Genomic DNA, 11,914 nt, shown 5'->3' on the forward strand with positions numbered 1-11,914 from the left:
CCCTATATTTAAATAATTAATAAAAGTACTCTTTGCAAATTGAGAAGATGAATAAGGTGCACCTATTACCAGGTCAGCATATTTTAAATGTTTTGTTAAAACTTTCTTGTTCCTGAGAACCAATGAGAAGATTTCACTGATACTTGACAAATCTCCTTCTTTCGAAAGGTAACTTCCATCAATATATGGAGGTCTAGCTTCTGAACCATGTGAAAGATTTGATATAATTTTTTTTCCAAAAAAACGTAAAATAGGCAAATCAATGTTATTTGGAAACAATGATTCACCAAATCCAAATATAAATACATCATACCGAAAGAGAGCTGTTATACCCCACAAATAGGATAATAATCTCATTGGAATAATTGATATTACTTTTATTAAAAAAAAACTTCTTTCATTCCTCAATTGATTAAACCAATCAGCTGCGCGAAGCAAAATTGGTCTTTTTGACTCCCCGCCATATCCAAAAGAGTGAGAAGTATAAACCACAAAATCATGTTCAACTCCTAATTCTTTGAAGCCTTTGGCTAGGTTAGCATAATAGCCAGCAATTTCAATTGGAGCAATTAATATTTTTGTTTTTTTCTTCATTCTATTAGCGATTGCACTAATTTTCTTTTAGTACAACAAAAGCTTAAATATATCCTAACTTAATAGTGTACTGGCAGATAGTTTCTGTAACTTTTTTTAGTTGACTGCTAATAAATCTTGTAACTATTGAAGATTTATAAAGCATTGAATTAAGGAAGAAAAAAATATATACTAAAATTAGAATTTTAAAGGTCAAGATTATAGCAACCTAGCGGGAGAACCTGCAATTTTACTTCCTGAAGGATAACTCTTGTTTACAAAACTATTCGCTCCAACAATACATCCATCACCTAAAGTTACACCTAAACTGATAATGGCATTTGGGCCTAAATAACAATTGTTCCCTATAACTACTGGTCCATATTCGTATGGAGCTACACCTCCTGAAATTGCCCATTCCACCGTATCATGAGAGTATATTTGAGCGCCTGCTGATATGCTACAATTTGATCCAATGCTTAAGCCTCCGGATCCATCCAGAATTGTATTAGGACCAATCCATGTGAATTTACCGACCTTTACCTCCCCGAATACATAAGAAGAATCATATATGGAGCTGCCTTCCCCGAAACCCAAAGATTTGGCTTTTTCCCAACGGTCAAAAACCAAATCTGCAAAAGGAATAGATCTATTAAAATTTTCTTTAAACAGTCTGTCAAATTCCTCTTTTAGCTTAAGCAGTTTGTGATAAAACTCAAGATGTTCTGGAGAATTTCCTAATTTTTCTGACCTATTCATTCAAAAGTCTCCTTATTTAAATAAATTTTACACCACCATTCAAAATTCATGAAACTCCAAATCAATAATCTATGGTTAATATGATCTTCCGTATGTTCCCTTACAATTTTTTGAATATAATCCTGATTTATGAAGTCAGAAGAAATGGTTTTTTTATTCAGCAGTAGTTCCTTAATATAAGCTGCATTTTCTCCGCGGTACCAACTTTCATCTGGAGCTGAAAACCCTTGCTTTTTTCTGTTGATTATTTTTTCAGGCATAAACCCCATCATTGCTTTTCTTAGCACATTTTTGCCGTCATCGAATTCCCTGTAAGCCTTGCTTTTCTTCTTCTCCTCATTCTCATCAATTTTGAGCATTTGCTCAAGATTGCCGAGCTTATGCCTGACCGGGATCTTTTGAGCAAAATTGACAAGATCATTGTCCAGAAAGGGAAAGCGTTCCTCCAATCCATTGGCCATGGATAATTTATCTCCTACCAATAGTAGACCTGGTAAAAATGTTTTGGCTTCAAAATAAAGTGAATTATTGATATGATCTTCCGGACTGTCATATTTCAACTTACTATTGAATGTGAAGACACGTTCAAAAATTTCCCTGGGCTCTCTAGAATTTATTTTACTTCTTACTGAAGAAGTAAAAAGTTCTTCCCTTTGGCTGTCGGGCACTAATCGCTGCCAGAAATCATAATAAAGATCAAAAAACTCAGATTGGCTTACTGATTTGAATATCCTGTAATATCTCCATGGATAGCCTCCAAAAAGCTCATCTCCCCCAGTACCTTGTAGGCAAACTTTTACAAACTTCGAAGCAAGACGAGATATGTAATAATTTGGATAAGACATCCCAACTCTTAAATCTTCAAGATGATGAACTACTCTAGGCAAGGACCATCTGATATCACCGGCATTTAAAACCTGTTCGTAATGTTCAGTTTTGAAATGATTTGCCATCAATTCGGCATCCCTTCGCTCATCGTAATTAGCTTCCACACCCGTGACTTCACTCATGTCAAATCCACAGGTAAATGTTGCCAATCGATTGACGTGTAAACTTGCCTGAGCTGTAATAGAACCACTATCCATACCACCGGATAAATATGAACCCACTGGAACATCAGCAATCATCTGCCTGGCTACTGCTTTTTTAAAAAGGTCTTCTGTTTGAGCACGAGCTTCATCAAAAGACAGCTTATCATCAGTCTGTGAGAAATCATAATCCCACCAAGACATGTGTTTGACAAAGGAACTAGACGAATCAATCCGTACCGTATTTGCTGGAGGCAGCATAAATACACCATCAAAAAGGGTATGGAAAGTAAACATATTTTGAAAAGTGAAATATTCGTTTAGTGCTGAATAATTCAAATTCACTTGAAATCTTGGATGCTTTATAATCGCTTTGATTTCCGATGCAAAGACGATTGTTTTTCCTGAAAACCAATAATATAGAGGTTTTACCCCAAATCGATCCCGTGACAGGTAAAGTGCTTTCTCACTTTTGTTCCAGGCACCAACGGCAAACATACCGTTAAGTCGTTCAAAGAATGATGATCCATAAGCCGCCAAACCTTCGACAATTACTTCAGTATCTGTTGTTGAAACAAATTCGTGCCCCTTAGCTTGTAATTCTTGTTTTAGCTCTAGAAAATTATAGATACAGCCATTGAAGGTTACTACCCATTGACCGTCTTTTGATGTCATAGGCTGTGCACCTCTAGGGGATAAATCTAGAATTGAAAGCCTTTTATGGGCAATGGCAATATTATTTTCTACGAAAAACCCTTCTCCATCAGGTCCCCTATGTGCAATTGCCGCAGCCATATCTTTTAGAGCAGATAGGCCAAATGGTTCACCGTTTAAATTAAAAACTCCTACTATTCCACACATTACTTTAAAAATCTTCCTGAGAAACAGGCTTCCTCAGCATGCAAATAATCCACTACTAGTTTATTAGCTTTCACCATTGCCAAAAATTCCTCCATGCTATATCTCTTTGCCTTTGATGGAGCGTACCAGTCAAAGTTTGTGGCATCACAAGTGTGTAAATCCCAGTCCGATTTATAAAAGCATTTTAAAAAATTATAGTAAATAAATCTTTGAATATCTTGCTTACCGCCTTTAATACCTAATAAAGGTATTTCTGGAACATCTATTGACATTTTTAAATCTGACAGTACTTTCCCCAACTGAGTAAGTTGTTTTGACATTTCCCACATATCATCTCTATCAATTTTATGGGTTGTATTGCGGAAATAATCATCCAATAATTCTCTGGGTAAGGCTTTCTTGGCATAAACATAGCAAGCAAAAATTCCTCCTATTGCAGTAATACCAGATAAATGCTTGAATGTCAGCTCAGGATCATTAGTATGCATGATAACTTGATCACAAAGAACAAAATCAACAAGTCCTTCTTTTATATATGTATTGGATATATCAGCCCGAAAAAAGTAAAGATTCGGCAAATGTTTATAATTGCGTGCGGCTATTTCAGCAGCTTTAGAATAATCAATTCCAATGACCAAAGATTCAGGTGATAATTCAGCCATCCATGCAGCTTTGTATCCTAATCCACAGCCCGCATCCAAAATAATTTTTTTTGAACAACAGAAATTTTTAAACGCATCTTCATCTTCAAAACCATAAAGAGATCTAAACCAGTCTTTTTGAAAATCCACCAGGTCCTTATAATTTCCCTGCTGATCAAAATCTTCCCATTTGTCAGAAAAGACATCTTGAGTTTGACTCGTGTTATCTTCTGAATTAATTGAGATCAAATTTTCTTCAATGTTTATTTCAACATTGAAAATACTTTTGACTATTTCAATCATAATTAGAGTGATTTTAATGCATCCACTACATACGCATAATCTTCAGCACTCATTCGATTGTGAAGAGGGATTGACATGGAATAGTCATTTGCAGCCTGTGCACCTGGAAAGTCAGAAGGTTGGATTTGATATTTTTCTTTGTAAAAGTTCAGCATGTGAACGGCATGTGTCCCAGGTCTCGTGGAAATCCCTCTTTCCTGAAGCAATTCCATGATTTGGTTTCTGGAAGCAGGTGCCTTGGATTCGTCTACAAAAGTGACATAAGACTGCCAGCCGTGTTTATAATCCTTACCAAATGAAGGAGTCCTAAGCCACTCAATTTCTTTCAGATTTTCGGCATAGTAAGCCGCCCACTTTTCCCTTTCGTCTATAAACTGGTCTAGCTTCTTGATCTGAACCACCCCTACTGCTCCTTGGAGGTCAGTCATTCTGTAATTGAATCCCATCAGGTTAAAGTCGGGCAGAATGTAAGGACGGGGTCCGTGGTGTCGCTGTTCTTCTGAGATGGATGCCCCGTGGTTACGAAGCATTCCCATCAATTCTCCCAAGTGATCATCATTGGTTGTCAGCATTCCTCCTTCTCCGGTAGTCACGGACTTTCGGGGATGAAAGCTGAAACATCCAATGGTGCCTAAAGCTCCGGCAGGAGTTCCTTTATAGGCTGCTCCGGCAGCACAGGCTCCATCCTCAATTAAAGGGATATTACCAGCTATCCGCTTGATTTCATCCATTTCGGCACAAAGACCAAAAAGGTGAACAGGAATGATAGCTTTGGTTTTTGAGGTAATTCGCTTAGCCAGGTCTGTTGGATCAATATTAAAGGTGAGTGGATTTATGTCCGCAAAAACCACCCTTGCCCCACAATACAAGACTACGTTTGCTGTAGAAACCCAAGTAAATGCAGGAACAATAACTTCATCGCCGGGCCCTACCCCTAAAGCAACAAGAGCTAAGTGCAAAGCAGTTGTGGCACTGGTAACCGCCAAAGCATGCTTTACCTGATGCCTTTCGGCAAAAAGCTGCTCAAACTCTCTTACTTTGGGGCCAGAGGTAATCCAGCCGCTCATAAGTGGCTCTTTGGTCGCCTCCCATTCCTCCAAACCTGTGACAGGAAGTGAAATGGGAATATTTCTTTTTTCTACCAGACTCATTTTTCAGTCAATTTTCAATAAAAATTAAAAGATTCCAGGATTACCCTTTATCCACACCTGTGGCAATTCGCCAGTCAATCAATTTCAGAAGACCTTCCTTCAGGCTGTATTTATATAGAAAGCCCAGTTCCTCCTCAGCCTTCTTTCTGGAACCAATTCGGTTTTGAACCAAGGCTCTGGCGTCATCAGCTGAATAAGGCTTGTAGCTTACTTCCAGCTTGGAATTCTTGAGCTCAAGGATCAAGTTGCAAAGCTCCCGAATTGAGGTTTGGATCTCAGTCCCCACATTATACATCCCAAACTTCACCTCACTTTTAAGGGCTTGGACATTGCATTGTGCCACATCTTCCACGTAAATGAAATCATAGGCCTGACTTCCGTCTCCATTGATTGAAGGAGATTCGTTGGCCTCGATTTTATTCAACATTATCGGGACAACACCGGTATAAGCTGCAGTTTGGTCTTGATGGGGACCATAGACATTCATGTAGCGCAATCCGATCACCTGAAGTCCATAGCGGTCATGAAATGCTGTGGCCATTGCTTCACCGGCAATCTTGGTGGCACCGTAAAAATTCTTGTTGTTGAATGGGTGGGATTCAGTCATCGGCAATTCGACAGCATCTCCGTAAACAGAGGCTGAAGAAGACCAGATCAATTTTTTGATCTTATGCTTCACACAGGCTTCCAAGACATTGAATGTCCCTGCAATATTTACTTCAAAGGCAGTTCTTGGATAATCTTTGCAGTGAAGCAGCCACATAGCTGCCAGGCAAATCACATAATCTTTTCCTTGCATTGCAGTGTCGAGAATGTCAATTTCTCTCACATCTCCTCCAATAGGGAAAATGCTGCATCGGGGATCTTTCAACTGTTCTTTCAGGTAATCCTTTTGACCTCTTGCAAAATTGTCATATATGACAACTTCCGCTATTGGTTCTTTCAAAAGTTCGGAAACAACGAAACTTCCGATAAATCCAGCCCCGCCAATGACAAGGACTTTTGAATCTTTCAATTCCATAATTTATGTTTTAATTAATTGTCAAAGGGATGTTTCGCCAATGCTTGCTTGGCTAATGGATGATACTCACCCACAAGTCCCAAGGGTTTCATATGTCGGATATCATGTACCAATTGGATACTGTTCATGGCTTCTTCCAACCCGAACCCATTTCCATCCAGAATGTGCTGGTAGCTGTGGGTATGAAGCTCTGTAAATCCATCGCTGAATTCAATCTCTTCACCTTCCATGGAAAGAGAACGGAAAGTCCTTCCTCCTTTTGCCTTTACTGAATCGGGAAGGGTTTCAGCGTTGATACTTAAAAACCACCTCACTCGGGCTTTTTCAAGCTCCAGATATCCTGCTGCCCGATCATGGGTATGGATGTGGACCTGATTTGTTTTGACTGGACCAAAAACCCAAGTCAGCATATCGTAAAAATGAACTCCTATATTGGTAGCAATCCCACCTGATTTGCTCTGGTCACCTTTCCAGGAAGTATAGTACCAGTGTCCCCGGGAGGTGATATAACTCAAATCAATGTCGTAAATTTTATCCTTGGGACCATTGGCAATTCGCTCCTTCAGGGCAACGATGGAAGGATGAAGTCTAAGTTGCAGAATATTGAAGACTTTTTTTCCATGTTCCTTTTCTACCTCAGTTAGAGCCTCGATATTCCAAGGATTCAAGACCAGAGGCTTTTCACAGATTACATCCGCCCCGACTCTCAGTCCAAACCGAATATGGGAATCATGCAAATAATTAGGAGAACAAATACTGACGTAATCAATCTTGTTTTCAGTTCGCTTCAACTTTTCCACATGACGGTCAAAACGTTCGAATTCGGTAAAAAAATCAGCTTCCGGGAAGTGGCTGTCCATTACTCCAACACTGTCAAATTTGTCATAGGCCGCCAAAAGTCTATTTCCGGTATCCTTTATTGCCTTCATGTGGCGTGGTGCGATATATCCTGCCGCGCCTATTAATGCGAAATTTTTCATTCTCTATTTAGTTAAAATCAATCATTCAGGTCTCCAATTCTAAATTCCAATACAAAAATGAAGCCTTCAATTGCCTATTTTATTTTTGAAACAATCCCGGTTTTAAGTTGATATTTTTCACCTGACTCCGGGCAGCTTGCTATCCCATTTTGATCAAATACCAATTTATGCCCGAATTCACTCATCCAGCCAATTTGACGGGAAGGATTTCCTACTACCAATGCATAAGCTGGGATGGTTTTAGTCACTACAGCACCTGCTCCGATAAAGGCAAATTCTCCTATGTCATGCCCGCAGACAATCGTGGCATTGGCTCCTATAGAAGCACCTCTTCCCACATGGGTTTTGGAGTACTGTCCTCTTCGGTTGACGGCACTTCTGGGATTGGTCACATTGGTAAATACCATCGATGGGCCTAAAAACACATCATCGTCACAGGTGACTCCGGTGTAGATAGACACGTTGTTTTGGACTTTCACATTTTTTCCCAAAACCACCTCAGGAGAAATAACCACATTCTGTCCGATGTTGCAGTTTTCTCCAAGCTTGCAATTGGACATGACATGTGAAAAATGCCAGATTTTGGTCCCTTTGCCGATATCGCAGCCCTCATCGATAAAGGCCGATTCATGCGCATAGTATTCTTTCATGTGTTAATGATTTTTTTTCAAAGACCACATGGAATCTCGCATTGCAAATAATCTTTGCTTAGTGTGACGATCTTTGTCATGCTCGATTTCATTTGTTGAAAAAGCTTTTGATTGCTTCAATGATAAATTCTTGCTGCTCTGGTTCCATTTCGGTATGAATTGGGAGAGAAAGTACCTTTTTACATAGGTTTTCAGCCACCGGAAATTCACCTTGCTGATACCCATATTGCAAATAGGCCTGCTGTAGGTGTAGCGGTACAGGATAATAGACCATAGTCGGTACGCCTTTTTCCTGAAGGAAATTCTTTAAATCCTCCCTTGATGCACCTTCAACCTGAATTGTATACTGGTGGAAAACATGGGTAGAATTTGCAGCCCTTTTTGGAGTCTTGATATTCTGGTGATTCAAAAATGCCTGATCATATCTTGCGGCCACTTCATTTCTTGAGGAAGAATATCTGTCCAAATGCTTCAGTTTAACTCTTAAAATAGCTGCCTGAAGGGTATCCAAACGGGAATTTACACCAATTGAATCATGGTAATATTTCTTTTTTTGGCCATGGTTGGCAATCATTCTTAGCTTTTCAGCCAATTCAGAGTCATTGGTAAACATCGCACCCCCATCTCCGTAACATCCCAGGTTTTTGGAAGGGAAAAAAGAGGTGGTACCAACATCTCCGATAGTTCCTGCCTGAGCTTTTCGGCCATCCGAAAAAGTATAGACGGCACCGATTGCCTGTGCAGTATCTTCAATTATTTTCAGGTTGTGCTTTTGGGCAAAATCCACAAGGAATTCCATATTTGAACACTGACCGTAAAGATGAACCGGTACGATACCGACAACCTTTGGCCCCAGCGCTTTTTCCAATCCTGCAGGATCGAGTTCATAGGTATCAGGCAGGACATCAACGAATTTGGGACGAAGGCCCAACAGAGCGATTACTTCAACAGTCGCCACATAGGTAAAGGCAGGCACGATGACTTCATCACCAGGCTGGAAATCCAAAGCCATCATTGCGATTTGCAAAGCATCCGTTCCATTTCCACAAGGAATCACATAAGCAGCTCCTGTATATTGGGAAAGTTCCTGGGCAAATGCCTTTACATCAGGACCATTGATAAAGGCAGTGTTGTCTAAAACTTGCTGTATGGCCTGATCTATATCGATTTTAATGCGCTCGTACTGGGTACGAAGATCTACCATTTGAATTGTTGTCATCTTTTTACCTACTTGATATTTTCTGCTAAGACTTTATAAAGATTTACCAAAACACCCACAAACAATCCCAAGAAAATAGAGAAGATTAGAATCAGGGGTTTGTTAGGTTTGGAAGATCCCAGAGGAATTGCCGCCTTTTCCAATACGGTGAAAATCGGAGTTTCCTTCTTGAGTTGGATCGCTGATTGTTCCAGTTCCTGTTTTATAGTGTTGTAAACATTATAGGCAATGTTGAATTCGAATTCAAGTTGCTCCTCTCTGGTACGAGCTCGCTGAGATATAAGTCCCTGATTGGCATCTCTAAAAGAAGCAAGTCTCATTTGGGCTTCATCGAACTTCTTTTCTGTTTCTAAAACCCTTTCCTCGATAAACTCAATGTTCCTTCTTTGCCTTCCAACTTTATATTCTGTCACATAGGCAATCAGTCTTTCTAAAACTAAAGAATTGACCTGCGCTGCAATCAAAGGTTCGGGCATGGAAACATTTAGTCGGATCAGTTTACCTTTTTGCTCAATAAGAATTCTTTTTTTCAGTTCACCGACAATAAAAAATTCCTGACTTGTCAAATTTAAATAGTCTACTTGTCCATTTTCCGATGTGGCCAAATTTGCTGGCATCGGATCAGGAGAGGCAAACCAGCCTACAACAATTGCCGGAATACTAAGGATGAAATTCAGTGCTTTCTTTACAATATTGGAAGGCTTTTCCTCATAATAATACTCCTCCAGGCTTTGGATTTGGCTATTTTTTGATTCAAACTTAAATTTTTCTTTTGAGATTTCTAGAAGAAAATCACGGCTATGGATCACCTCGGGAAATACCTCGGAGGTAAGTGCCATTTGCCCGGATTGAAGCTGAGAAACATTTATTCCTGCCAGTCCAGCCAATGCACCCATTTGCCCCAAAGAACTTCCTTCTCCTTCTGATTCCAATAACACATATGACGAGGACTGATATTCTCTTGGAGTGGTAAATGCAACCAAAATTCCTAAGAATAGTCCAACTCCTGAAAAAATCAATAGTTTTTTTCTATCCTTCAATACCGCCTGAAGGAGCTGGAGGTATGCCAAAGTCCCGGTTGAATTGTTATTTATTGAATTTTCCGCCATAGTTTATTCTTTTCTAAAGGCTACTTACCGAAACCCTGATTATATCCAAAAATCGGATAAGACTCATGTATGAAGCAAGCAGACCTATGTCTGCCCAATTGTCACCCAATAAAACTCTAAGTAAGCCCTTGACTATTCTGAATCAACCTCAAGACTCAACTCTAGGAGAATCAGGGGTTTGAACCTAAAAATTCACCTCTATATAAAGTCAAAGTCGAATTTTCTAAAGGAAAGGGAAAACCATCTCCTGACTGACTCTAGAAACTCTAAAATGAAAATACCTTCCGGCATTCCCCTACTTCACCCCAATTCCATAGTGGGTAAAACCAAGCCCCTCCAGGTATTTTCTGTCGTAGATATTCCGGCCATCAAAGACCACCTTATTATTAAGAAGCTTGCCTACCACATCCCAACTTGGGATTCGGAACTCTGACCACTCAGTCACAAGAAGTAAAGCATCAGAATCCACCAAGGCATCGTAGGCATCTTTGCAATAGGTCACTTTGTCAAAAATGTAATGAGCCTTTGCTTCCTCCATGGCTACGGGATCATAGGCTTTTACCTTTGCTCCTGCTTCCCGAAGAAGGTCAATAATCACTCCTGCAGGTGCCTCACGCATATCGTCAGTATTAGGCTTAAAGCTAAGTCCCCATATAGCGAATGTCAACCCACTAAGATCTGTTCCAAAATGAGCCTTCACCTTATTGGCCAATACGTACTTTTGGGCATCATTGACATCTTCCACAGCCTGCAATACTTTCAAATCATAGCCGTATTGTTTAGCTGTCTTGATGATTGCTTTCACATCTTTAGGAAAACAGGAACCTCCATATCCTACGCCCGGGTAGATGAATTTATTGCCTATTCGGGGATCCGAGCCGATACCTTTTCTGACCATATTTGCATCTGCACCCACGCGCTCACACAAGTTGGCGATGTCATTCATGAATGAAATCTTGGTAGCAAGCATGGCATTTGCAGCATATTTGGTCATTTCAGCCGAAGGGATATCCATGTAGATTATCCGATCACCGCTCAATTGGAAGGGTTTGTAAAGCCGTTGCATGATTTCCTCAGCCCGCTCATCGTCTATCCCTATCACAATTCTGTCCGGCTTTAGGAAGTCTTCTACAGCAGCTCCTTCTTTCAGGAATTCCGGATTGGATGCTACTGCAAAAGGAAGATCTGAGCCTCTTTTATCCAAAGCAGCCTGAATTGCTGCCCTTACTTTTTCTCCTGTGGTCACAGGTACCGTGCTTTTGGTGGCAACTACGATGTAGTCGGTCATTTTGCGACCGATTTCGTCCGCCACAGCCAATACATATTTCAGGTCTGCTGAACCATCCTCACCCGGAGGCGTACCCACGGCAATAAAAGCAACTTCGGCACCCTGAATGGCTTGACCCAAATCAGTACTGAAATGGAGTCTTCCGCTTTTGTAATTTCTAGTAACAATCTCCTCTAAACCAGGCTCATATATTGGCATGATGCCTTTTTTTAGATTTTCGATCTTTTTCAGATCAATATCTACACAGGTAACCTCAATCCCTACATCAGCAAAACAAGCTCCTGAGACCAAGCCAACATAGCCAGTTCCTACAACTGCAATTTTCATAAAA

Annotated in this window: 11 protein-coding genes; all 11 read right to left on the reverse strand. The window is 40.2% G+C overall.

What is annotated here, in order from left to right:
* Positions 1-594 (reverse strand): hypothetical protein (locus B0E43_RS17350; RefSeq protein ID WP_217349180.1); only part of this gene is annotated, 594 nt, incomplete at its 3' end.
* 198 nt (positions 595-792) lie between these two features.
* A complete protein-coding gene (locus tag B0E43_RS17355) occupies positions 793-1,332 on the reverse strand; it encodes a DapH/DapD/GlmU-related protein (protein ID WP_139352813.1) in 540 nt (179 codons plus the stop codon).
* A complete protein-coding gene (gene asnB / locus B0E43_RS17360; RefSeq protein ID WP_077352105.1) occupies positions 1,329-3,221 on the reverse strand; it encodes an asparagine synthase (glutamine-hydrolyzing) in 1,893 nt (630 codons plus the stop codon). Before asnB ends, B0E43_RS17355 begins: the two co-directional genes overlap by 4 nt.
* Positions 3,221-4,165 carry a bifunctional 2-polyprenyl-6-hydroxyphenol methylase/3-demethylubiquinol 3-O-methyltransferase UbiG gene (locus tag B0E43_RS17365; protein WP_077352107.1) on the reverse strand — a complete coding sequence of 315 codons (945 nt, stop codon included), beginning with the start codon at positions 4,163-4,165 and terminating at the stop codon, positions 3,221-3,223. Before B0E43_RS17365 ends, asnB begins: the two co-directional genes overlap by 1 nt.
* A gap of 2 nt (positions 4,166-4,167) precedes the next feature.
* Positions 4,168-5,316, reverse strand: coding sequence for a DegT/DnrJ/EryC1/StrS aminotransferase family protein (locus B0E43_RS17370; RefSeq protein WP_077352108.1), 1,149 nt, complete (start codon positions 5,314-5,316; stop codon positions 4,168-4,170).
* 40 nt (positions 5,317-5,356) lie between these two features.
* Positions 5,357-6,337: an NAD-dependent epimerase/dehydratase family protein gene (locus tag B0E43_RS17375; RefSeq protein WP_077352110.1), complete on the reverse strand. Its 981-nt coding sequence runs from the start codon at positions 6,335-6,337 to the stop codon at positions 5,357-5,359.
* Positions 6,338-6,351: 14 nt separating this feature from the next.
* Positions 6,352-7,317 carry a Gfo/Idh/MocA family protein gene (locus tag B0E43_RS17380; protein ID WP_077352112.1) on the reverse strand — a complete coding sequence of 322 codons (966 nt, stop codon included), beginning with the start codon at positions 7,315-7,317 and terminating at the stop codon, positions 6,352-6,354.
* 74 nt (positions 7,318-7,391) lie between these two features.
* Positions 7,392-7,967 (reverse strand): acyltransferase, encoded by a 576-nt coding sequence (locus B0E43_RS17385; protein ID WP_077352114.1) that lies wholly within the window; start codon positions 7,965-7,967, stop codon positions 7,392-7,394.
* An 88-nt stretch (positions 7,968-8,055) separates the two neighbouring features.
* Entirely contained in the window at positions 8,056-9,186 is a 1,131-nt protein-coding gene (locus B0E43_RS17390) for a DegT/DnrJ/EryC1/StrS aminotransferase family protein (RefSeq protein ID WP_077352116.1), read from the reverse strand.
* 8 nt (positions 9,187-9,194) lie between these two features.
* Positions 9,195-10,295, reverse strand: coding sequence for a Wzz/FepE/Etk N-terminal domain-containing protein (locus B0E43_RS17395; protein ID WP_077352118.1), 1,101 nt, complete (start codon positions 10,293-10,295; stop codon positions 9,195-9,197).
* A gap of 295 nt (positions 10,296-10,590) precedes the next feature.
* On the reverse strand, positions 10,591-11,910 hold the full coding sequence (locus B0E43_RS17400) for a UDP-glucose/GDP-mannose dehydrogenase family protein (protein WP_077352120.1): 1,320 nt from the start codon (positions 11,908-11,910) through the stop codon (positions 10,591-10,593).
* Between the last annotated feature and the right edge of the window lie 4 nt (positions 11,911-11,914).

Source organism: Algoriphagus sp. A40, from assembly GCF_002002735.1.
In the GTDB taxonomy this organism is placed as follows: Bacteria; Bacteroidota; Bacteroidia; order Cytophagales; family Cyclobacteriaceae; genus Algoriphagus.

Bases quoted from the DNA above. Each gene is read 5' to 3' on its own strand.
- B0E43_RS17355 (WP_139352813.1), bottom strand. From the start codon at position 1,332: ATGAATAGGTCAGAAAAATTAGGAAATTCTCCAGAACATCTTGAGTTT.
- asnB (WP_077352105.1), bottom strand. From the start codon at position 3,221: ATGTGTGGAATAGTAGGAGTTTTTAATTTAAACGGTGAACCATTTGGC.
- B0E43_RS17365 (WP_077352107.1), bottom strand. From the start codon at position 4,165: ATGATTGAAATAGTCAAAAGTATTTTCAATGTTGAAATAAACATTGAA.
- B0E43_RS17370 (WP_077352108.1), bottom strand. From the start codon at position 5,316: ATGAGTCTGGTAGAAAAAAGAAATATTCCCATTTCACTTCCTGTCACA.
- B0E43_RS17375 (WP_077352110.1), bottom strand. From the start codon at position 6,337: ATGGAATTGAAAGATTCAAAAGTCCTTGTCATTGGCGGGGCTGGATTT.
- B0E43_RS17380 (WP_077352112.1), bottom strand. From the start codon at position 7,317: ATGAAAAATTTCGCATTAATAGGCGCGGCAGGATATATCGCACCACGC.
- B0E43_RS17385 (WP_077352114.1), bottom strand. From the start codon at position 7,967: ATGAAAGAATACTATGCGCATGAATCGGCCTTTATCGATGAGGGCTGC.
- B0E43_RS17390 (WP_077352116.1), bottom strand. From the start codon at position 9,186: ATGACAACAATTCAAATGGTAGATCTTCGTACCCAGTACGAGCGCATT.
- B0E43_RS17395 (WP_077352118.1), bottom strand. From the start codon at position 10,295: ATGGCGGAAAATTCAATAAATAACAATTCAACCGGGACTTTGGCATAC.
- B0E43_RS17400 (WP_077352120.1), bottom strand. From the start codon at position 11,910: ATGAAAATTGCAGTTGTAGGAACTGGCTATGTTGGCTTGGTCTCAGGA.